This window comes from Ruegeria atlantica (assembly GCF_013032455.1).
GTDB lineage: Bacteria > Pseudomonadota > Alphaproteobacteria > Rhodobacterales > Rhodobacteraceae > Ruegeria > Ruegeria atlantica_B.
This window is the reverse complement of record NZ_WQCF01000001.1, coordinates 553,201-574,834: the sequence shown is the minus strand read 5'-3', so window position 1 is coordinate 574,834 and position 21,634 is coordinate 553,201. Positions and strand designations below refer to the sequence as shown.

Annotated in this window: 17 protein-coding genes and 1 riboswitch; of the genes, 13 read left to right on the top strand and 4 right to left on the bottom strand. The window is 57.8% G+C overall.

All coding sequences use genetic code 11. From position 1 onward, the window contains the following. Positions 1-97 precede the first annotated feature (97 nt). Positions 98-466, top strand: coding sequence for an OB-fold nucleic acid binding domain-containing protein (locus GOW93_RS02800; protein ID WP_170381540.1), 369 nt, complete (start codon positions 98-100; stop codon positions 464-466). Between the two features lie 50 nt (positions 467-516). Here the strand turns inward: GOW93_RS02800 and GOW93_RS02795 are convergent, their stop codons facing one another. Then, positions 517-1,500 carry a formylglycine-generating enzyme family protein gene (locus GOW93_RS02795; protein WP_170381539.1) on the bottom strand — a complete coding sequence of 328 codons (984 nt, stop codon included), beginning with the start codon at positions 1,498-1,500 and terminating at the stop codon, positions 517-519. Between the two features lie 181 nt (positions 1,501-1,681). Continuing rightward, positions 1,682-2,371 carry a glutathione S-transferase N-terminal domain-containing protein gene (locus GOW93_RS02790; RefSeq protein ID WP_170381538.1) on the bottom strand — a complete coding sequence of 230 codons (690 nt, stop codon included), beginning with the start codon at positions 2,369-2,371 and terminating at the stop codon, positions 1,682-1,684. A 121-nt stretch (positions 2,372-2,492) separates the two neighbouring features. Then, a riboswitch (SAM riboswitch) is annotated at positions 2,493-2,570 on the top strand. A gap of 65 nt (positions 2,571-2,635) precedes the next feature. On the opposite strand from GOW93_RS02790, the gene metZ reads away from it, so the two are divergent. The 5 genes from metZ to GOW93_RS02765 all read left to right on the top strand — a co-directional run bounded on the left by metZ (position 2,636) and on the right by GOW93_RS02765 (position 9,119). Beyond that, a complete protein-coding gene (metZ, locus tag GOW93_RS02785; protein WP_170381537.1) occupies positions 2,636-3,826 on the top strand; it encodes an O-succinylhomoserine sulfhydrylase in 1,191 nt (396 codons plus the stop codon). Positions 3,827-3,994: 168 nt separating this feature from the next. Continuing rightward, a complete protein-coding gene (folE2, locus tag GOW93_RS02780) occupies positions 3,995-5,098 on the top strand; it encodes a GTP cyclohydrolase FolE2 (RefSeq protein WP_170381536.1) in 1,104 nt (367 codons plus the stop codon). 264 nt (positions 5,099-5,362) lie between these two features. Beyond that, on the top strand, positions 5,363-6,046 hold the full coding sequence (locus GOW93_RS02775) for a hypothetical protein (protein WP_170381535.1): 684 nt from the start codon (positions 5,363-5,365) through the stop codon (positions 6,044-6,046). A gap of 50 nt (positions 6,047-6,096) precedes the next feature. After that, positions 6,097-7,545 carry a TrkH family potassium uptake protein gene (locus GOW93_RS02770; protein ID WP_170381534.1) on the top strand — a complete coding sequence of 483 codons (1,449 nt, stop codon included), beginning with the start codon at positions 6,097-6,099 and terminating at the stop codon, positions 7,543-7,545. Continuing rightward, positions 7,545-9,119, top strand: coding sequence for a thiamine pyrophosphate-binding protein (locus tag GOW93_RS02765; protein ID WP_170381533.1), 1,575 nt, complete (start codon positions 7,545-7,547; stop codon positions 9,117-9,119). The genes GOW93_RS02770 and GOW93_RS02765 overlap by 1 nt, the downstream gene beginning before the upstream one ends. A gap of 51 nt (positions 9,120-9,170) precedes the next feature. On the opposite strand, the gene GOW93_RS02760 is transcribed toward GOW93_RS02765, so the two are convergent. Next, positions 9,171-10,910 (bottom strand): serine protease, encoded by a 1,740-nt coding sequence (locus GOW93_RS02760; RefSeq protein ID WP_170381532.1) that lies wholly within the window; start codon positions 10,908-10,910, stop codon positions 9,171-9,173. Between the two features lie 205 nt (positions 10,911-11,115). Here GOW93_RS02760 and GOW93_RS02755 point away from each other — a divergent pair, with 205 nt between their 5' ends. Continuing rightward, entirely contained in the window at positions 11,116-12,045 is a 930-nt protein-coding gene (locus GOW93_RS02755; RefSeq protein ID WP_170381531.1) for a glycine--tRNA ligase subunit alpha, read from the top strand. A gap of 8 nt (positions 12,046-12,053) precedes the next feature. On the opposite strand, the gene GOW93_RS02750 is transcribed toward GOW93_RS02755, so the two are convergent. Beyond that, positions 12,054-12,686: a MarC family protein gene (locus GOW93_RS02750; RefSeq protein WP_170381530.1), complete on the bottom strand. Its 633-nt coding sequence runs from the start codon at positions 12,684-12,686 to the stop codon at positions 12,054-12,056. A gap of 91 nt (positions 12,687-12,777) precedes the next feature. Between GOW93_RS02750 and GOW93_RS02745 the strand changes: the two genes are divergently transcribed. The 6 genes from GOW93_RS02745 (at position 12,778) to GOW93_RS02720 (ending at position 21,612) form a co-directional block, all read left to right on the top strand. Then, entirely contained in the window at positions 12,778-13,299 is a 522-nt protein-coding gene (locus tag GOW93_RS02745; protein WP_170381529.1) for a DUF6446 family protein, read from the top strand. A 7-nt stretch (positions 13,300-13,306) separates the two neighbouring features. Then, positions 13,307-14,521: a sodium/glutamate symporter gene (gene gltS / locus GOW93_RS02740; RefSeq protein ID WP_170381528.1), complete on the top strand. Its 1,215-nt coding sequence runs from the start codon at positions 13,307-13,309 to the stop codon at positions 14,519-14,521. A gap of 9 nt (positions 14,522-14,530) precedes the next feature. Beyond that, positions 14,531-16,732 (top strand): glycine--tRNA ligase subunit beta, encoded by a 2,202-nt coding sequence (gene glyS, locus GOW93_RS02735; protein WP_170381527.1) that lies wholly within the window; start codon positions 14,531-14,533, stop codon positions 16,730-16,732. A gap of 64 nt (positions 16,733-16,796) precedes the next feature. Further along, positions 16,797-19,337, top strand: coding sequence for a putative PEP-binding protein (locus tag GOW93_RS02730; protein WP_170381526.1), 2,541 nt, complete (start codon positions 16,797-16,799; stop codon positions 19,335-19,337). Between the two features lie 216 nt (positions 19,338-19,553). Next, a complete protein-coding gene (locus GOW93_RS02725) occupies positions 19,554-20,165 on the top strand; it encodes a cell wall hydrolase (RefSeq protein ID WP_170381525.1) in 612 nt (203 codons plus the stop codon). Positions 20,166-20,238: 73 nt separating this feature from the next. Further along, positions 20,239-21,612, top strand: coding sequence for a multicopper oxidase family protein (locus GOW93_RS02720; protein ID WP_170381524.1), 1,374 nt, complete (start codon positions 20,239-20,241; stop codon positions 21,610-21,612). Positions 21,613-21,634: the final 22 nt, after the last annotated feature.

Genomic DNA, 21,634 nt, shown 5'->3' with positions numbered 1-21,634 from the left:
GTCTTCCTTAGTGAAGGCATCTGGGTCTTTCCAGCCTCATTTGCGTCTCTGCACGCCGTGTGTGGACTTTCTTACCATATGTTCTATCTTTGTTCCCATGCTTGTTGCCCCTATCCCTGCTTCGCGTAATAGCGACTGGCCGCGCCCGCCATCCTGCCTGCCCGCAAACCGGTTGGATGATCCGCCCGAGGGCGCGCGTGTGACAGTGGCTGGGCTAGTGATCCTGCGCCAGAGGCCGGGGACGGCCAAGGGGGTGATCTTTGTCACGCTTGAGGATGAGACCGGCATCGTGAACGTGGTGGTCTGGCGCAAGATTTATGAGCAGTTCCGCCGTGCAGTGATCTCGGGGCGTCTGCTGAAGGTCACAGGCCGGATGCAGCGGGCGCATTCGGTGACCCATGTGATCGCGGAAGAGATCGAGGACATCTCAGGCATGCTGGATGTGCTGGTGCGGGGTGAGGGGTAGGTTTGATGTGCGGACGAAGCTGCTTTGGATAAGCTGTCCCCGGCTCTTAGCTAGTTGGTTTGAACATGGAGTGTTTGCATCTCTCGCAAAACACGAAAACCAACCGATCTTAATCGGCTGCCTTCCTTAATCCTTCCTCGAAAGGCGGCTCGGGAGAAGTCCATTGCAACCCAGTACGCCCCTCCACGTCCGACTCTTCGTTTACAATCGGGTAAAACGGCCTCACTTAAATACCGGCTGGACGTAGGCCATCCTTCATACCTGTCCGACCAGCATGACAGTGTCAGTTCTCCAACATTCCCCGACATGTGCCTTAGGCCCCAGGCGTTCGACGCGTCGAGCTGGTCTACTGGAACAGGTTTACCGCGGGACACAAGATCAGGTCGCTCCTCCTCAAGCATTTTCTCGGTCGCTATCGCGCTAAAATTCGCCTGGTCCGAAGTGAGCTCTTCACCCTGCGCAAATGGTGTTTGCGTTCCTGCTCGAGCAGCGTATTCCCACTCAGCTTCGGTCGGCAGCCGATAAACATTTGCGCCGACCTTGCCATTTAGCCAATTCGCATAGGCTACGGCGTCCAAATATGAAACTTCGATAACTGGGTGGTTTCCACCTACCTTCACGCAAGGGTTGTCTATTGTCAAAACGCAGGTACTTGGAACGTACCCGTTGCAACCACCGTCGTTGACACAAGCCATCCACTGGTCATGTGTAACTTCATTCCGCCCCATCGCAATCGGCATGTCGATTTCAACCGGGTGCACGGGCCCTTCGTGATACGCAATGTATGGGGCTTCGGGTGTGGCTTCGCGCATTCCGCCATTCGCCCAATAAGTTTTAATTCGAGATTCCCCCGGCGGCCCGCCCATAAGAAATTCACCTAATGGCAATGCGATCATTTCAGGGCAAACATCGCATTCCTGAAACATCTCCAACGGCGCAACCGTGGGGTCATTTTTCAGGATGGATTCGGCCAGCACGGGAAGAGAAAAGAGGCCAATCAGACTCGTAACAAGTATCGGTTTATTAGGCGACACAGAGTAATTCCCATTATTAAAAACCTTTGAAGAGACAATCTCTCAATAATTATTCAATCGCTAGGCTTCTGACAAGTTGATCTACAGCCGGAATAAGACGGTTGCGGCTAGAGATTGCTGGCAGAATGACTTTTTGAAATCGGTGAATTTGGGCTCAGAGCTGACATTGGATCAACGCGGCTTATCGCTTGAACAAAACCCCCTGCGCCTGCTTGTTCCGATGATCCCCACGCAACTCTGCATGCAACGCGCGACCTGCCTGAACGGCCGGGCGTGCACTGACGGTTTCCAGCCAGCGGGCGAAATGAGGTTTGTCCTCCAGTACCTGCTGCTGACCCTCCCACAGGCTGGCCCAGCCCCAGATCGACATATCGGCGATGGAGTAGAAATCGCCCGCGACATATTCGTTCTCGGCCAGTCGCCGGTCGAGCACTCCATACAACCGACCAACCTCGGTGCGATAGCGATCCTTGGCATAGGGCAGGTCCTGCGGCGGCTCCATGTAGGGCGCGTATTTCAGAAAGTGATGCGCCTGACCGGCCATCGGGCCGACGCCGCCCATCTGCCACATCAGCCATTCTTCGACGGCGATCCGATCTCGCTCGGTTTCGCCATAGAACTTGCCGGTCTTGCGGGCCAGATACATCAGGATCGCACCGCTTTCGAATACGGAAACCGGCTCACCGTCCGGACCGTCGGGATCAACAATGGCGGGCATTCGGTTGTTCGGAGAGATCTTCAGGAACTCGGGGTCGAACTGATCACCCTTGCCGATATTGATCAGATGGGTGGTATAAGGCAGTTCCATCTCTTCCAGCGCGATAGAAGCCTTCCAGCCATTCGGCGTGGGCCAGAAATATAGATCGATCATGATATCTCCTCAGCTTCCCAGGATCATGAGGTTTTCTGTGCAATCGGCAAGAGGGTGTTACGAAAGCGTGACAGAGTGGGGCTGGGCTTGACTGCCAGTGGCGCGCGGCGTATTTGCGTCGCGGAAGCTACGTGGCGATTTGTTACCGGATTGCGGGCCACGCTAAACAACACCGCTAAAAGGTCAGGATGAAAGGCCCCTTTCGCTTGACCGCGTCTGGGGTTTTTTTGATGCCCTTGCCAGACAAGGGTCGAGAGGATTGACATGAGCGAGAGCTGGAACAAACGCACCCAAGCCGTCCACGGCGGCATCCGTCGCAGCCAATATAATGAGGTCAGCGAGGCCATCTATCTGACGCAAGGCTTTGTCTATGAAAACGCCGAGCAAGCCGAGGCGCGTTTTCTGGAATGTGGCCCGGACGAGTTCATTTATGCCCGTTACGGAAACCCGACCGTGTCGATGTTCGAACAGCGTATTGCCGCGCTGGAAGGGGCGGAAGACGCGTTTGCAACGGCGTCTGGCATGGCGGCCGTGAACGGGGCGCTGACCTCGATGCTGAAGGCTGGGGATCATATCGTTTCGGCCAAAGCGTTGTTCGGCTCCTGCCTGTATATTGTCGAAAACATTCTGACCCGCTTTGGTGTCGATGTGACCTTTGTCGACGGCACCAATCTGGATGAATGGAAAGAGGCGATCCGGCCAGACACCAAGGCTGTGTTCTTCGAATCCATGTCGAACCCAACGCTTGAGGTGATCGACATCTCGGCTGTGGCAGATCTTGCCCATGCGGTCGGCGCGCAGGTGATTGTGGATAACGTCTTTTCGACCCCGGTATTCTCGCGCGCGATCGAGCAGGGTGCAGATGTGGTGATTTATTCGGCTACCAAGCATATTGACGGGCAGGGGCGTGCGCTGGGCGGTGTCATCATCGGTACGAAAGACTTTATCCGCGGCACCGTTGAACCTTATCTGAAGCATACCGGAGGTGCGCTGAGCCCGTTCAACGCCTGGATCATGCTGAAAGGTCTTGAAACCATGGCGCTGCGGGTCAATGCACAGGCTGAAACCGCGCAGATGGTGGCAGAATCACTGGAAGGTCATGGTGCACTGGAGCGGACGCTGTATCCCGGCCTGAAATCCCATGCGCAGAGCGCGCTGGTGCAGACGCAGCTTGGCGGCAAGGGCGGCACGGTCCTGTCGCTGGACATCAAAGGCGGGAAAGAGGCTGCGTTTGCCTTCCTGAACGCGCTGACGATCCCGGTGATTTCGAACAACCTGGGCGATGCCAAGTCGATTGCAACGCACCCGGCGACCACGACTCACCAGCGATTGAGCGATGAACAGAAAGACGAGCTGGGCATCACCCCCGGCCTGATCCGCCTGTCCATTGGTCTGGAAGACGCTGCTGACCTGCTTGCCGATATTAAGCGAGCATTGGACGTTTCTCAGCGCTAAAACCGTTCTATATCCTGCTAAGCCCTGGATGATACCGCATGTATTGGGCATAAGTGCCACCTTCTGTGTGGAAACTCATCCGGGCTGTGCTTTGGCGCGTATACGGTTAAACTGGAAAATGCGTCGAAGCTGTATATAGTCCGGCGACCAACCGAGGAGCCCTGATCAATGAATCTGCACCCACGTGACATTGATAACGCACCTGACAGTGATGAGGCCGCCGCTGCGCTGAAAATCCTGCGCAAGTGGGCCGAGTCCGTAACTGAGGCCGAGATCAGTCAGCTTGATCCGGCGATTGCACGTCTGGTGCCGGGGCTTGTTCCGGTCAATTATCCTTCTTTGTCACGTGACTATCCTGAAGAGTTTGAGGTTGACGCAGCCTATCGCGCGACCCTGCCAGATCTTCAGAACGGTCCATCCAGCTTGATCCGAGGGGCCAAACAGCAGCTGCAACATGTGGGGATCTCGAATTTCCGCCTGCCGATCCGGTTCCACCGCAAACAGGGTGAAGACCTGACATTGGAAACCTCGGTCACGGGAACGGTTAGCCTTGATGCCGAGAAAAAGGGCATCAACATGTCCCGCATCATGCGCTCGTTCTACAAACATGCCGAGCGCACGTTCAGCTTTGAAGTTATGGAAGCTGCGCTGGACGATTACATGACCGATCTGGACAGTTTTGATGCGCGCATTCAGATGCGCTTTTCCTACCCGGATCGCGTGAAAAGCCTGCGCTCGGGGCTGGAAGGCTATCAGTATTATGACATCGCGCTGGAACTGGTCGAACAGAACGGCGTGCGCCAGAAGATCATGCATCTGGACTATGTCTATTCCTCGACCTGTCCGTGTTCTCTGGAACTCAGCGAACATGCCCGTTCGCAGCGCGGACAGCTTGCAACGCCGCATTCGCAGCGTTCTGTCGCACGGATTTCGGTTGTAGTGGATTGTGACGCGGATTGCCTGTGGTTCGAAGACTTGATTGCGCTCTGCCGTCGCGCGGTGCCGACCGAAACGCAAGTAATGGTCAAACGCGAGGACGAGCAGGCATTTGCAGAACTGAACGCTGCCAACCCAATCTTTGTGGAAGACGCCGCACGCCTGTTCTGTGCCGAGCTTTTGGCCGATCACCATGTCGGTGATTTCCGTGTGGTGGCCAGCCATCAGGAAAGCTTGCACAGCCATGATGCGGTGTCTGTTCTGACCGAAGGTCCGACCTTTGTTTCCTCCAGCCTTGACCCGCGCCTGTTCTCGACTCTGTTCCATGTTGGGTGATTGAGCAGCGCGACTGAAAGTCTCAAAGTTAGACTATAGGCGAATTTTTGCCGCACCGCAGCGAATTATGCTGCGCGCGCACTGCCTTTCGCGCTAAAATATCTAAGTATGCAGCCGTGGCGTGCGATCATGCCACTCTGAAAGGAAACCGAGACGTGCGACGCCCCGGGACTTCAGGCCTTGTTATCCCGTTCGAGAAATTCGGACGGAGTGCGGACGATCTTTCTTTTAACGGCTGTATCGCTTTTACAGGAGAAATGACGAATGAATCCGATTACCCAACCGCTGGAATTCCAGGTGGCGGCTATTCGTATGGCCGGCTATGCGGTTAGCAACCAACTGAAGATCATGCAAATTTTTGCCAACTCGGCGATGGAGCTACCGTTCGTTCCGGTGCACGCGCTGCACGCATCCTGCTCGGTTCCTGCGCCAGCAGCACCCAAGCCAGAATTCAAGTCTAAAGCGGCTGTCACCAAGCCCAAGGCAGCACCAGCGCCGAAAGCCAAATCCGCGACTCGGGCCAAAGTGGCACCCAAACCTAAGGCCGAATCACCAGTGCGGGTCACGGCCAAGGCACCGGCTGCTCCAGCGGCGGCAAATTCGGCCAACAAGACAAAACCGCAAGAACCGAAACCCGCGGCTGCGCCCGCAAAGCCTGCGGTTCGAGCTCGTCAAACCGCTGCGGCAGCCAAACCCGCAGCCCAAAAGGAAACGGCCAAACCGGCTGCCGTAAAACCTGCAGCTACGCCAGTGGCTGCAAAAGCTCCGACAAAACCCGCCGCGCGTAAACCTGCGACCCCTAAGGCTGCGGCGAAACCCGCAAAAAGATCTGCGGCTCGAACAGCAGCAAAGGCTGAACCTGCTCAGGCTGCACCACCACAGCGCCGGACGCGCGCGCCGTCGAACCCGCCCGCAATGCCCACACCCGCAAGTAAAACGGACGAGTAATCGGGACATCCGCTTGACACAGTCGTGCAGGCGCGCCAACGCTGCGCCTCATGACGGACATGCGCCCGGTTGGATATGTGATTGGCCTGTTGGTCGCCATTCTTGGGGCGACCATGCTGCTGCCTATGCTTGCGGACCTCATCGAAGGTCGGGGCGAGTGGCATGTATTTCTGGAAAGCGGCATCATAACCATGCTGACCGGTGTTGTGCTGTCTATCAGCTGTTCCAACGGGGTAGGCGAAGGTCTGACAATCCGTCAGACCTTTTTGCTGACCACCGGTGTCTGGGTGGCTTTGCCGTTTTTTGGTGCAATTCCGTTTCAATTGGGTGCGACGGAACTGCGCTTTGTCGATGCGTATTTCGAGGCGATGTCCGGGCTAACCACCACCGGTTCGACCGTTATTTCCGGCCTTGATGATTTGCCCCAAGGGCTGTTGTTGTGGCGCGGGGTGCTGCAATGGCTGGGCGGTATCGGGATCATTGTGGTCGCTATGGTGTTCCTGCCCGAGCTTCGAGTAGGCGGGATGCAGATCTTCCGTTCGGAAGGTTTTGAAACGATGGGGAAAATCCTACCGCGCGCGCAAGAGATTGCCGGCCAGATCTCCCTGATTTACGTCTTTCTGACCTTTGTATGTGCTCTGGTTTACGCCGGTTTGGGCATGGGTTTCTTTGACGCCGCAGTGCATGCGATGACGACCATCGCGACTGGCGGATTCTCGAACTATGACTCGTCCTTCGCGGCGTTCTCCGGCCCGACCGAGTACGCGGCCTCGGTTTTCATGATCCTCGCGGCGCTGCCCTTTGTCCGGTATGTCCAATTCGCAAATGGCAATACCAGCCCCCTCTGGCAAGACAGTCAGATACAGACCTTTCTTGCCACGATCATTGTATTGGTCGTGATCATGGCAGTGTTCCTGACATCGGTCTTTCCGCACAATTGGGAACAGGCGTTCCGCGAGTCGCTCTTCAACATCACCTCAATCATTTCCGGCACGGGGTATGCCAGTGTCGATTATATGGGCTGGGGCAGTTTCCCAGTCATGCTGTTCTTTTTAATCGGTTTGATCGGAGGCTGTGCGGGCTCGACGGCCTGTTCGATCAAGATATTCCGCTATCAGCTGTTATTTGCGTCGATCAAAACACAGATCCGCCGCATCCGGTCACCGCATGGTGTCTTTATCCCCCAATATGGCGGGCGCACGATCGGAACGGATGTCCTGACCTCGGTTATGAGCTTCTTTATGTTCTTCGTTCTGTCGCTGGGCGTGTTGGCCTGGGCGCTTGCTTTGACGGGGCTGGACTTCATTACCTCGGTCTCGGGCGCTGCCACGGCGCTGGCCAATGTGGGGCCGGGGCTGGGTGCGCAGATCGGACCTTCGGGAAATTTTGCAGGGCTAAACGACACGGCCAAGTGGTTGTTGTCTATCGGTATGTTGGTCGGGCGGCTTGAGTTGCTGGCCGTTTACGCTCTGTTCACCGTTCAATTCTGGAGAAACTGATGAGAAGACCACTGGGTGCCCAGATTTCGCACATGCTGAAAGACCGCGGCGTTGATGTGATTTTCGGGGTTCCCGGCGTGCACAATCAGGAAATGTACCGGGGCATAGAAGAGGCGGGGATCACCCATGTTTTGGCCCGGCATGAGCAGGGGGCCGGGTTCATGGCCGATGGCTATGCCCGCGCAACTGGCAAACCGGGCGTCGCCTGTGTAATTACAGGGCCAGGGCTGTGCAACATCATGACACCAATGGGGCAGGCCTACACGGATTCGGTGCCGCTGTTGGTGATGTCATCCTGTCTGGACGAAACGCAGGCAGTTCACGGACAATTGCACCAGATGAAGGATCAGCGCGCCGCGGCCGAGACGGTGACGGATTGGTCGCGTCAGGCGAACACCGCCGAGGCGGCTTATGGTTTGGTCGAGCGTGCTTTTGAAGAATTCGAACTTTCACGTCCGCGCCCGAAACACATACAGGTGCCTATTGCACAGCTTGAGGCCGAGGCCGATCCGGCACCGTTTCCCAATCAACCCGGTCTACGCGCACAGGTCTTGCCACCTGATGTCGCGCCGGTGCTATCCTTGCTGAACATCTCGCGCAGGCCATTGTTTATTCTGGGTGGTGGCGCGCGGTCCAGTCTGTGGAGGCAGATTCTGACCCAATTGGGCGCGGCCTGTTTCACAACCTTTGCCGGGCGCGGCATGGCGGGGCAGGGATACGCGTTGGATTTTGGAGCAATGCTTCCGCGTCCCGGCAGCGCTGAGGTCATCGGTTCGGCTGACCTTGTGGTCGTGGTAGGCGCGGAACTCGGCGAAGTCGATCTGTGGCGCGACAAATTAGGGCACTCCGCCCACTTGGTGCGCGTTGATCTCGACCCCAAGGTTCTGTCTGACCACCACCGCGCAGGAATCAAGTTGCAGGCGGACGGTCAAAGCTTTGCCAAGGCGCTTTGGGGGGCGATAGATCATGTGAATCCCGCGACGGGCTGGACACCTGAGGAAGTTTCCGAAGCACGAAGCCGCTGGAGGGCTGAGGTGGATGCGGAGCGTCCGGGTATTGTACCGGTGCTCGATGCTCTGCGCGAGGCCATGCCTGCGGATACGATGATCTATTCCGACATGACCCAACTCGCTTATGTCGCCAAAGAGGTTTGGGACATGGGCTATCCTTATCACTGGCACCATCCGACCGGATTCGGCACGCTGGGCTATGGCTTGCCGGCCGGAATTGGCGGAGCCGTTGCGCGTCGTGGTAAGCCAACGGCGGTGATCGCAGGGGATTACGGGTTTCAATACACGATGGCGGAACTGGGCGTGGCGGTCGAACTGGGCCTGTCGCTGCCAATTATTCTTTGGGATAACGGCAAGCTGAAAGAGATCGAGGACAGTATGGTCCGCGGCCAGATCGCGCCTAACGCAGTGATCGCGCGCAACCCGGATTTCTGCAAGCTGGCCGAGTCATTTGGCGCCTTATCTGCTGCGCCGTCCAGCTTGGACGAGATGCAGACCGCAGTCCGAGCGGCCTTTGAAGCACCTGTTCCAACCCTGATCCGGCTAACGCCCGACATCGTTTAGCTATTAAAAAACGCCGCCCGAAAAGGCGGCGCTTTTAATTTGTGGATCGCTTTAGTCCCAACAATGCACCAGTACGGTCATTCCATTGGCTCTGCGGCTCAGCTCATTGGGTGAAATTTCCGAACCCGGCTGACCGGGCTGAGCGGTCACACCCGCTTTTTCCAAGACGGTGTTCAGCCGCTCGGCGGTGGCGGCCAGACTGACAGAGGCGGGCAAGGTGCGCCCGTCAGACGGTGTAGGCAGCAACATGCCGACAACCTGACCGGCGTCATCAAAGACAGGGCCGCCTGCGTCGCCTGGCTGGGCGGCCAAGGCCAGACGTTTCACGCCGTCTTCCCCGTTCAACCCGCGCACGTCTGTGATCTGGCCATAGGTCAAGGTCGGCGCGCCCAACGCCCCTTGATACGAGAAACCGGATACCGCGACCTCAGACTGAATACGGGGTTTGGAATCGCTGAATTCGGCAATATTGATCGGGGCAAGACTGCGGCGGGGGCGCAGGACAGCTATGCCTAGATCGGCATCAGCCCAAGCTACTTGAACCTCCTGATCGTCGTTCAGGGTGATCCGGGTGCAACTGTCGGTGGCCTCGGACACGGTCAGGATCGTGCCACTGGTATCCGTGAAAAAACCAGAGCGGGAAAGGCGCGGCTTGCGAATCTGCAGACCAGAGATCAGATCGATCTTTTGTTCTGCATCCGCGCCCGCGCCAGCGTCCAATACGGAGCTATTTGTCGCGAAGCTGGCTTTGATCGCGGCCAGAACCCGCGCCTGGCGGTCCTCATCCCCCTCGGGCCAAACCAGCGTAAAGCCCTTGATCTGACCATCGTCCAACGCCGCTTGTGTATAGGATACGATGCCATTGCCACGACCTTCCAGCGTAAAGCGGTTGTCACGCAGCTCTCTGGGCCCGTCCAGAGGGACAATCTCAAGCGATTGCATTACCTCGTAAAGGGCGCGCAGTGTGGCCTTGTCGCCTTCCTGACTTATCAGCAGTGCTTGGGCGTCAAGATCCGCTTTGCTTTTGAAATGCGCAAACGGGGCCTCGTAGCGGTCAAAGCCAATGACTCCCAGCGGTAGGTCCAAGTCGATTCCTGCCTGCGAGTCCGAATAACGCTCCATGCCAACGCTGATCAGGGGTGCGTAGTAGTCGTCCATCAGCGCCTTGCGCTGTGATGTTGTCAGAACGCCTGTGGATTCAAAACCGTTGAAACGCTGCCAGTCACCCATCGAGCGCCGCGTCCCCTGACCGAATGCACCGTCGATCGTAGAATTGTAAAACCCCGCGGCTTGAAGGGCGGTTTGCAGGTCACGACGTTCTTGCGCGGTCAGCAGACGTTCGGATTGCAAAGCTTGGGCGCGTGTTTCATCCGCAGGTACGGGCGTCAGTCCCGACACGATTGGGTCGGGTTGCGGCGTGCTTTCGACCGGTGGCGTCACCAGGCTCCGGTTCAGGATATTTGCTCCGATGGGCCAGAATTGCTGATCCAAAGAATTAGAGAATGCAATATAGCTATCGGCCGGAATCTGCCCCTCGGCGCGGTAAACGCGCAAAACCTGCTCGGCGTCACTGCGCAAATAAGGCCCAATAACAATGGCATACCAGCCAGAGTTCAAGCGAAACCCGTTCACATCGGGCAGGACACTTGCATAGGCCTGCGCGCGTTCTTGCGCTTCGCGCAGCGAAGGGCGGGCTTCGACCTGAACCCAGACGCCAGCATCCTGTTGCGCTGAAACGTTATGCGCGCCGAAATTTAAAAGAAACAAAATTGCAGTGAATATGCGTATCATTGTCTGCCCGTGTCCGCAGTGTTTTAGCTTTGCGGCAGAGTATGCGATTTGAGGCCCAGAAAGCCATGCCCGTAATACGGGGAATTTCCAGTGTGGCGGCGCAGTGACAGCCGGGGTCCATTGGCCCGTTGACGCCCCTTGGCCCCTTGCATAGGAAGGGCAAAACCGACCGGAACCGGGCGCGGATGTGCCCAAAGGGAATGTCATGACCGAACCGTCCAGCGCACCACGTTCTTTTCAGGAAATTATCCTGCGGCTTCAGACCTATTGGGCCTCGAAAGGCTGCGCGATCCTGCAGCCCTACGACATGGAGGTTGGCGCAGGCACGTTTCACCCGGCAACGACATTGCGTGCATTGGGGTCAAAACCTTGGGCTGCGGCTTATGTCCAGCCTTCGCGCCGTCCGACCGATGGGCGATATGGTGAGAACCCGAACCGGTTGCAGCACTACTACCAGTATCAGGTGCTGATCAAACCCAGCCCGCCGGATCTGCAAGAGCTGTATTTGGGCAGCCTTCAGGCTATTGGCATTGACATGAACCTGCACGACATCCGCTTTGTCGAGGATGACTGGGAAAGCCCTACGCTGGGCGCATGGGGATTAGGCTGGGAGGTTTGGTGTGATGGCATGGAAGTCAGCCAGTTCACCTATTTCCAGCAGGTCGGCGGCCATGACTGCGCGCCGGTATCCGGCGAGCTGACTTACGGTCTGGAACGTCTAGCGATGTATGTGCTGGGCATTGACCATGTGATGGACATGCCGTTTAACGATCCGCAATCCCCAAGCCCGCTGTCCTATGGCGATGTCTTCAAACAGACCGAAGAAGAATACGCCCGCTGGAACTTTGACGTGGCCAACACAGAGGTCCTGTTGCGCCATTTTGAAGAGGCCGAGGCCGAATGCGCCAGCATTCTGGCGCAGGAACATGACGATCCCAAAACTGGCAAGCGCATTATCATGGCGCATCCCGCTTACGATCAGTGCATCAAAGCCAGCCACATTTTCAATTTGCTGGATGCGCGGGGCGTAATTTCGGTAACGGAACGGCAGGCTTACATCGGCAGGGTTCGGGCGCTGGCCAAGCAATGCGCCGACGCTTTTGTCCAGACCGGAGCCGCCGGGTTCGAGGCCTGATGGGGCGCTCAGGCCAATCCCGGCAACAGCACTTTCAGGCCATCCGCTATCATGCCGATTGCGATGGCCGACAAGATCATGCCCATGAAACGGCTCATGATCACGCGGGCGTTGTCCGACAGCCGTTTGGCCAGGGCCGAGGCGTTCCAAAAGGTAACGAACAGCAGGAGCAGGACGACCAGAAACACGCCTGCATAGATGATGGCATCTGTAGGCTTGGAAATATGATGGGCGTAGAGGATCAGCGTCGTGATCGTGCCGGGGCCAACCAGAATAGGAAAGGCCAGCGGGTAGAAGGCGACTGTCGCGGGTTCGGGATAGGCTTGTTTTTCCCCCTTCGTTCCGTGGTGCGAGGTGCTTTCGTTACCATTCAGCATGTTCAGTCCGATCATGAGCACGACGAGTCCACCTGCAACGCGCAGGTCATCGACGCTAATCCCGAAAAGACCCAGGGTTTGGTTGCCGATGGCCGCAAAGGAGCCGCCGAGGATCAGGCAATAAGTGGCCGTTTTCACCGCAACCTTACGCTGGTCGGTTGGCGTCAGCCCGTCGGTTACGCTCAGGAACACGGGCAGGTTGGTGATTGGGTTCATGATCGCAAACAGCGCGCCGAAGAACCCAACGGCAAGGGTCATGTCCATTCGAATAGCCTCGTTCCGACCTGTATCAGATTGGAAACTGGCCTATTTTCTGCTGAGTTGAAAGAGGCCGCGTGATCGGGATGTTCAGAAGATGACCGGAAAACTGCTTGCAATCATCCTTCTTGTTTCCGCGGTGTTGGCCGGGGTGGGCATGTATTACCTGCAGGTCTACGGGTTCTACTATAACGTTGAAGCCAGACCGGGGCAGGATGTGGCATTGCTGGCGAAAGGGGCGGCTGAGCCGCAACCGATACCCTATTCGGCGTTTCAAGCAATTGATGCGGACAGTTCACCGATCCGATACCGGGCGTGTTTCGAAACCAATCTGACGAGCGAGGAACTGGAGACCTTTCAGTCAGTCGAAAATCCCGAACCGCTGACAGCGCCGGGTTGGTTTGATTGCTATGACGCCGTGGCAATCGCCGAGGCGCTGAAGTCGGGGCGGGCGCAGGCATTTATGGGCACCAAGAACATCCATTATGGCGTGGACCGCATTGTGACAGTGACCACAGATGGGAAAGGCTTTGTCTGGCACGCGCTGAACAATTGCGGTGAAAAGGCATATGACGGAACGGTGGTGGGTGAGGAATGCCCGCCGCGCCCAGGAAGCTGAGGATGCAATGACCGACGCCGCAATCGAGATTCCCAATTTTCTAACTGCTACTCTTGGCATCGCCGTCTATCTAATTGGGGCTGAGATTAACGCCCGCGTTGCGGTGTTGCGCCAGTTCAATATCCCCGAGCCGGTAACGGGTGGTCTTCTGGCATCGTTCGCGCTGCTGTTTCTGTATTTGACAGTAGGTCTAGAGCTGAATTTCGACCTTGCCTCGCGGGACTTTCTGCTGGTCGTCTTCTTCGCCGGGATTGGCTTGAATGCACGGCTGTCCGATTTAATTTCCGGCGGTAAGCCCCTGTTGTTGTTGCTTGTTCTGACGCTGGTCACGATCATTGCGCAAAACGCTGTTGGTGCAGTAGGCGCGGTTGCATTTGGGTATCCGGCTCAAGCCGGGGTGCTGTTCGGATCGGCCTCTTTGATCGGCGGCCACGGCACGGCCATCGCGTGGGCGCCCGAGGTCGGCGCGGTGACTGGCATGACCGGTGCGACCGAACTGGGTGTGGCGGTGGCGACACTGGGGCTTGTGCTGGCGGCATTGGTGGGCGGGCCGATTGCCCGATTGCTGATCGAGGGCAAAGGTCTGACCCCGGACCGACCGGACGAAGAGCACACGGTTGGCTTGCCTGATAACCCGAACGAGGCTGAGGCCAAGATTGACCACCTGACCATCATGCGGGTTCTGCTGCATCTGAATCTGGCGATCATCTTTGGCTATGCTCTGAACGGAGCAATCGAAGCCACTGGGTTGAAGCTACCCTTGTTCGTACCCTGCCTGATCATGGGTATCATCATCGCCAACTTGCGCACGGCTATCGCTCCCAAAGCACCACCTGTGTCGCGTACGCCCTCGCTGGCGCTGATCTCGGAATTCTCGCTGGGTGCGTTCTTGGCGATGTCTCTGATGAGCCTGCAGCTTTGGACAATTGCCGAGCTGGGCCTGGCCATCGTCGTGATCATGGCCGCGCAAACCCTGTTTGCCGTGGCATTCGTGATCTGGGTGCTATTCCCGGTGATGGGCAGCAACTACCGCGCTGCAGTTCTGTCTGCAGGATTTGGTGGCTTTGCTTTGGGTGCAACACCAACCGCTATCGCCAATATGACCGCAGTTACCAAGCGATATGGCCCGTCGCCTATTGCCTTTATCGTGCTGCCCCTTGTATCCGCCTTCTTTGTGGATATCGCCAATGCCATCGTCATCCAGACGATCGTCAATTTCTAAGGACCGAAAATGCCCGACCTGCTGATCGAACTGTTTTCCGAGGAAATCCCCGCGCGCATGCAGACCCGCGCAGGTGAGGATTTGAAAAAGCGGATCACCGATGGCTTGGTCGAGGCCGGTTTGACATACGCAGGGGCCGCCGCGCTGACTACGCCGCGCCGCCTGACGCTGGCGGTCGAGGGGTTGCTGGCAGAAAGTCCGACGATCCGCGAGGAACGCAAAGGGCCCAAGGTTGGCGCGCCCGACAAAGCCATCGAAGGTTTCTTGCGCGGCGCGGGCCTGACCCGCGACCAGTTGGAAGAACGAGACACGCCCAAAGGCGCGGTCTATTTCGCCACCATCGAGAAAGCAGGCCGTCCGGCGGCCGAGATCGTGGCCGAGGTACTTGAAGCCACCATTCGTAACTTTCCTTGGCCTAAGTCGATGCGCTGGGGCAGTGGCCCGCTGCGCTGGGTGCGCCCGCTGCATTCGATCCTGTGCATCCTGTCTGATGAGGCGGGCGCGCAGGTTGTGCCGCTTGATGTCGATGGCATCAAATCCGGCGACACCACCACAGGTCACCGCTTTATGGCACCAAATCGGTTCGCGGTTACCTCTTTCGATGATTACGCTGCCAAGCTAAAGCGCGCTTTTGTGGTTCTCAACCCCGCCGACCGCGCTGAACATATCTGGAATGATGCTCAGAACATGGCCTTTGCCGCCGGTCTGGAAGTGGTCGATGACAAGGGCCTGCTGGCCGAGGTTGCCGGCCTGGTCGAATGGCCGGTGGTTTTGATGGGGCAGATCGATGACGAATTCCTCGAACTGCCGCCCGAGGTGCTGCAGACCTCGATGAAAGAGCATCAGAAATTCTTCTCGGTCCGCAATCCGAAAACCAACCGGATTGAGCGTTTCATCACCGTCGCCAACCGTGAAACCGCAGACAATGGCGCGACCATTCTGGCGGGGAACCAAAAGGTTCTGTCGGCCCGTCTGGCCGATGCGAAGTTCTTCTGGGAGAACGACCTGCGCGTCGCCAAATCGGACATCGCCCACTGGACCCGCGCGCTGGAGAATGTGACCTTCCACAACAAGCTGGGCACGCAGGCCGAGCGTATCGACCGCATCGCCGCACTGGCCCGCGAACTGGCCCCGGTGACCGGAGCAGATGCGGATCAGGCCGAGAAAGCCGCGCGTCTGGCCAAGGCCGATCTGAGTTCCGAGATGGTCTATGAATTCCCCGAACTTCAAGGGCTTATGGGACGGTACTATGTCGAGGCCGCAGGTGAAGACGCCGCCGTGGCCGCCGTGGCGCAGGAGCATTACTCGCCGCTGGGTCCGTCGGATGACGTGCCAACCGCGCCGTTTTCGGTGACCGTGGCGCTGGCCGACAAGCTGGACACGCTGACCGGGTTCTGGGCGATTGATGAGAAACCGACCGGTTCGAAAGACCCGTTTGCCCTGCGCCGCGCTGCGTTGGGCGTTACCCGGCTTGTTCTGGAAAATGATCTGCGCTTTTCGCTGGCCGAGCTATTGGAAGCTGCTTTGAAGGTTCTTTTGAAGCTACCTGAATGGAAAGCTGCATTGTTGGGTGCAAAGGCTCAGCAGGCGCAAGCCAATGACGAGGAAAAGGACGCGGCGGCCAAACGCGTGCATGATCTGGCGCATCAAGTTGAAGCGGCAAGTGCCATCATCACGGCTGTGCCTGCAGACCTCCTCTCCTTCTTCCACGACCGCCTCAAAGTTTTCCTCCGCGACGAGGGCATTCGCCACGACATCATCGACGCCTGCATCGCGATGGAGGGAAATGACGACCTCAACCTGCTGGTCAAACGTGCGCGTGCTTTGAACACGGTGATAGCGACCGAGGATGGCGAAAACCTCGTGCAGGGGTTCAAGCGCGCCAACAACATCCTGACGCAGGCCGAGGAGAAGGATGGCGTCGAATACTCCTACGGTGCAGATGTGAAATTTGCCGAAACGGACAGCGAAAAGGCGCTGTTTGCCGCTCTGGATGGGACGCAGGGTGAGATCAACGTGGCGCTGAAGGACGAGGATTTCCCGGCAGCCATGTCCGCAATGGCCGCGCTGCGCGGTCCGGTGGATGCGTTTTTCGAGGATGTTCAGGTCAATACCGACAACGATATCCTGCGCCGTAACCGCCTGAACCTGCTGAGCCAGATTCGTCAGGTGTGTTCCAGCGTCGCAGACCTCAGCAAGATCGAAGGCTAAGCCATAACGCCCTTGCGCCATTGGTGCAGGGGCTTATGCTGCGTGCAAACCAAAAGGTGCCGCAGTGCAGAATAACCCGCATACCACTCTGATCACAGCCGAAGCTCCGGTGACCACCGAAACTCATGGTGGCCGAGCCAAATGTTTGCAACGGCTCGTCCGGCTTGATTTGCCAGTGCCGCGAACAGTGGCACTGTCCTTTGACGCGGTGCATACAATCGCGGAAGGTGAGGTGCCGGATATCGCGGCTATCCTCGATCAATTCGACCAAACTTCGTTGCTGTGCGTACGGCCCAGTTCTGAAGACCCCGATTGGGGCGGCCCCGGTGCGATTTTGAATATCGGCATGAATGACGCCCGTTATGTGGATCTATCGGATTCGATGGGCGCAGAAGCCGCCGCCGCGCTTTATCTGCGCTTTGTCCAAAGCTATGCGATCCATGTGGCCCGTCTGGATGCGGATGTGTTCGATGATATTGAAGCGGATGGCCGAGAGGGGCTTCGACAGACGCTGCGGGCCTATGAGGATGAGACCGACGAGGTGTTCCCGCAAGATCGCGGAGAGCAGTTGATCGCAGTTTTGCGATCGATGGCGCGGGCGTGGGATGGAACGTCGGCCCGCCTGCTGCGCCAAGCCAAAGGGGCGCCGGCGGATGCGGGTTTGGGGCTGGTCATTCAAGAGATGATACCAGGTGTCGGTCAGGGTGAATGCGGCTCGGGCGTGTTGCAACTGGTGGATCCGACAACGGGGTTGCCGCAGATCACAGGCCGGTACCTAAGCCAGAGCCAAGGGCGTGATGCGCTGGGTGAAGGCGTGGCTGCGCTCTATCTTGAAAAGGATCCGCGCGGTAAGTCGCTGGAAGACGTTGCACCAGAAGCCTTCGAAAGTCTCAAGGCGCATGCCGCGATGATGCGCGCCAAGCTGCGCGAGGAAATGCAGGTTGAGTTCGTCATCCAGAACGGCGACGTGCATATTCTGGATGGCGTGCGCGTACAGCGCAGCGCGCGGGCTGCTATGCGGATCGCTGTTCGTCTTGCCGAAGATGGGATCATCCCACCGCAAGAAGCAGTTATGCGGGTCGACCCTCATTCCTTGAACGAGATGCTGCACCGGCAAGTTCATCCTGAGGCCCGCCGCGATGTTCTTACCACCGGTATTGCTGCTAGCCCCGGCGCGGCAACGGGCAAGATCGTTTTCACGGCTGCCGAGGCACAAGCCAGTGCCGCGCGGGCAGAACCCTGTATTCTGGTGCGCCGCGAAACCTCGCCCGAGGATGTGCGCGGGATGCATGCAGCAGTCGCCGTGCTGACTGAAAAGGGTGGTATGACAAGCCATGCCGCTGTGATCGGGCGCGGTTTGGGCCTGCCCTGCATCGTCGGTGCGTCCGAGATGCGGTTCCAGACCAAGAAAAAGATGCTGACCGCACCAGATGGTCGCGTGTTCAAAACAGGCGACACGCTTACGATCGACGGCACCTCGGGACAGGTGCTTGCAGGACAACCCGCGATGCTGGAGGCTGCGTTGGACGACTGTTTCCAGACGCTGATGGGATGGGCGGACGACGAACGCGATATTGCCATACGTGCCAATGCCGATACGCCAGCCGATGCGCAAACTGCGCGGAATTTTCTGGCGCAGGGGATCGGCCTGTGCCGGACCGAGCATATGTTCTTTGACCCCGGCCGCCTGATCGTGATGCGAGAGATGATCTTTGCCGAGACCTCTTCGGGGCGCGCGGCGGTATTGGAGCGTCTTTTGCCCATGCAGCGCGATGATTTCGTTCAGCTTTTCCGTATCATGGAAGGCCAACCCGTCTGCATTCGTCTGTTCGATCCACCGTTGCACGAGTTCCTGCCGACCACACGCAGTGGCCAGCGGGAACTGGCTGAGGCGCTGGACCTACCGGTTTCGGATGTTGAGCGGCGGGTCGCGGCCATGACGGAATACAACCCAATGCTGGGCCTGCGCGGCGTGCGCTTGGGAGTGACCGTGCCCGAGATCTACGACATGCAAGCCCGTGCCATCTTTGAAGCGACGCTTGAAGCCAGCAAAGACGGTGCGCCTGTCGTCCCCGAGGTGATGATCCCCTTGGTTTCGGCCAAGCGAGAAGTCGAGCTGGTTAAATCCCGCATCGACTCTGTGGCGGCAGCAGTGGCGAGCGAGCAGGGGCGGGAATTTGAATATCGCCTCGGCGTTATGGTAGAAACACCGCGTGCCTGTTTGCGGGCGGATGATATTGCTCCGCATACCTCGTTCCTGAGTTTTGGTACCAACGACCTGACCCAGATGACCTATGGCCTTTCGCGCGACGATGCGGGCCGGTTCATGTCCGCCTATGTGCGTCAGGGTGTTTTCATTGAAGACCCGTTCCATGTGCTCGATCCCGACGGCGTTGGGGAATTGCTGAAACTAGGGGCGGAACGTGGACGGCAAGTCCAGCCGGATGTTACACTGTCTGTATGCGGTGAACACGGCGGTAACCCCGAATCAATCGCCATTTGCCGCGATCTGGGGTTTGACTATGTGTCATGCTCTCCGTTCCGGGTGCCTGTTGCTCGGCTGGCTTCCGCTCAACTGGCGATTTCGTCCAGACTTGGGGGTTGACACAGGTCGCTTGCCCTAGGATTAGTGGTTTTTAGGCAACCTTGTGATGGAATTAATTTTCCTCACGGGCGATTTTTCACTTGCGTTTTCATCTGATCTGGACGTCTCGGCCAGACTGCGCTAAATGCCTCGTCGCGCCCGCCGGGGGAGGGTACGGCGCGAAATGTGCCTGTGCGAGGTTATCTGATGCTACGATACATACTGGCTGTTGCCACAATGGCAGCAACCGTGCTGCCGAGTGTGTCTTTCGCTGAAAGGGAAGCCACCGATACTGCCAAACGTGAACTAGTCACCCGGACCGAAGTGCCCGGACAGACCTTTCGCGACTATCTGAATCTGTTCAAGCCCAAAAAAACGCTTGAGCCTGTAAAGATTTCGTACTCGAAGGATTGGCTGGACCAACAGCCCGCAGCCACCGGGGACGAAAACTTCAAATGTTTAGCCGAGGCGCTGTACTTTGAAGCGCGCGGCGAAAGCGTGCGCGGTCAATTCGCTGTCGCCGAAGTCATCCTGAATCGCGTGGATAGCACCCGGTTTCCGGACTCTCTGTGTGGCGTGATCAAGCAAGGGACCGGCAAGAAGTACCAGTGCCAGTTCACGTATACCTGCGATGGCCACAAGGAAGTGATCCACGAGAAGAAGGCATATGAACGCGTCTCCAAAGTTGCGCGCGCAGCCATTGATGGGATCGCAAAAGAGCTGACAGAAGGTGCCACGCACTATCACACCACGGCGGTTCGCCCGTCATGGTCACGCGTGTACAAGGAAACTGCACGGATTGGCGTTCACGTTTTCTACCGTCACAACTATCGGACAGCGAGCAACTGATTGCCGCACCCGCGCTGGAACCTTGATGGCGCGGGGTGTCTTTTGACCTATGTTGCGGGCCAGGAGGCCCGCAATGACGTTTTCACGCAGACTTTTCCTGCAATCGGCGACCGCGCTGGCGGTATTGCCCAAGGCTGTTCGGGCGTCCAGTACTGACCTGGTTGCGCGAAAGGCTATTCAGCAGATCGCCCCGGATGGCTTTCCTGAGACACCGGTATGGAGCTATGGCGGTGGCGTACCCGGCCCTGAGATCCGGTTAGCTCAGGGTGCGCGGCTTCAGCGCAGGCTGGTAAACGACCTACCTCAGCCGACCACCATCCATTGGCACGGTATTCGGATCGACAATGCGATGGATGGCGTGCCGGGATTAACACAGGACGTGGTTAAGTCGGGCGGAGATTTTCGGTACGATTTTTTGGTCCCCGATGCGGGAACCTATTGGTATTATGCGCATAACCGCTCGGTCGAGCAGGTGGCGCGCGGCCTTTACGGCCCTCTAATCGTTGAGGAAGCCGAACCGCTTGATGTCGATCATGATCTGACGCTGATGTTGGATGATTGGCGTCTTGATCCGGAAACCGCTCATATCGTCGACGATTTCGACAATGGTCATGATCAAAGCCACGCTGGACGGTTAGGTAATCTCGTCTCGGTCAATGGCCAGTTTGATCCAGCTTTTTCTGTGCGCAGTCGGGACCGGCTGCGTTTACGGCTGGTAAATGCGTCGAACGCCCGAATTTATGATCTTTCTCTGGATGGGTTGGTAGGCTGGATTGTAGCACTGGATGGAATGCCGCTGGAAACCCCGATGCGGGTTGAAGATAGTTTCCCACTGGCGCCTGCCCAACGTGCTGATTTGGTTGTGGATGTAGAGGCCCAGCCTGACAAGGTTGCCGGGCTTGTCAGCCGCGAGCGGGAGGGTGCTTTTGGGCTGGTTCGCTTCGCAGTGTCTGGTCAATCCGCACGCACAGGTCAGCCTAGCATTGCGCCACTGCCGCCGAATCCCTTGCCTGCGGTGACGCTCGATAGCGCGCCATTACATAGGATGACATTGCAGGGCGGTGCGATGCGCTGGCTTGAATCCGCGCATCTGGGCGAAACGCTGCTCTCGGGGCGTGAATTGGTACAACTAGGCCGGTTCTGGGCGTTGAACGGATACGCGGAGCGACCGCAGGATCCGTTTCTTGATGCGCAGCGGGGCAGCGTGCATCGGATTGAGTTTGTCAACGAAACGGCCTTTCCGCATGCTATGCACCTGCACGGACATCATTTTCGCCTCATACTGGCTGATGGTAGACTTGGCCCGTGGCGCGACACCGTGCTGGTCGAACGTGGGCAAACGCGTCAAATCGCTCTGGTTGCGGATAATCCCGGTGATTGGTTGTTGCACTGTCACATGCTGGGTCATGCTGCCTCTGGTATGATGAGTTGGTTTCGCGTCACCTGACGACGCAATCGACGACTAGAAT

Excerpts from the sequence above, each read along its gene's own strand:
- metZ (WP_170381537.1), top strand. The coding sequence starts at position 2,636 with ATGAGCGAGAGCTGGAACAAACGCACCCAAGCCGTCCACGGCGGCATC.
- GOW93_RS02750 (WP_170381530.1), bottom strand. The coding sequence starts at position 12,686 with ATGGACATGACCCTTGCCGTTGGGTTCTTCGGCGCGCTGTTTGCGATC.
- GOW93_RS02770 (WP_170381534.1), top strand. The coding sequence starts at position 6,097 with ATGACGGACATGCGCCCGGTTGGATATGTGATTGGCCTGTTGGTCGCC.
- GOW93_RS02745 (WP_170381529.1), top strand. The coding sequence starts at position 12,778 with ATGACCGGAAAACTGCTTGCAATCATCCTTCTTGTTTCCGCGGTGTTG.
- GOW93_RS02775 (WP_170381535.1), top strand. The coding sequence starts at position 5,363 with ATGAATCCGATTACCCAACCGCTGGAATTCCAGGTGGCGGCTATTCGT.
- GOW93_RS02765 (WP_170381533.1), top strand. The coding sequence starts at position 7,545 with ATGAGAAGACCACTGGGTGCCCAGATTTCGCACATGCTGAAAGACCGC.
- GOW93_RS02800 (WP_170381540.1), top strand. The coding sequence starts at position 98 with ATGCTTGTTGCCCCTATCCCTGCTTCGCGTAATAGCGACTGGCCGCGC.
- GOW93_RS02790 (WP_170381538.1), bottom strand. The coding sequence starts at position 2,371 with ATGATCGATCTATATTTCTGGCCCACGCCGAATGGCTGGAAGGCTTCT.
- gltS (WP_170381528.1), top strand. The coding sequence starts at position 13,307 with ATGACCGACGCCGCAATCGAGATTCCCAATTTTCTAACTGCTACTCTT.
- folE2 (WP_170381536.1), top strand. The coding sequence starts at position 3,995 with ATGAATCTGCACCCACGTGACATTGATAACGCACCTGACAGTGATGAG.
- GOW93_RS02760 (WP_170381532.1), bottom strand. The coding sequence starts at position 10,910 with ATGATACGCATATTCACTGCAATTTTGTTTCTTTTAAATTTCGGCGCG.
- GOW93_RS02755 (WP_170381531.1), top strand. The coding sequence starts at position 11,116 with ATGACCGAACCGTCCAGCGCACCACGTTCTTTTCAGGAAATTATCCTG.
- GOW93_RS02725 (WP_170381525.1), top strand. The coding sequence starts at position 19,554 with ATGGCAGCAACCGTGCTGCCGAGTGTGTCTTTCGCTGAAAGGGAAGCC.
- GOW93_RS02720 (WP_170381524.1), top strand. The coding sequence starts at position 20,239 with ATGACGTTTTCACGCAGACTTTTCCTGCAATCGGCGACCGCGCTGGCG.
- glyS (WP_170381527.1), top strand. The coding sequence starts at position 14,531 with ATGCCCGACCTGCTGATCGAACTGTTTTCCGAGGAAATCCCCGCGCGC.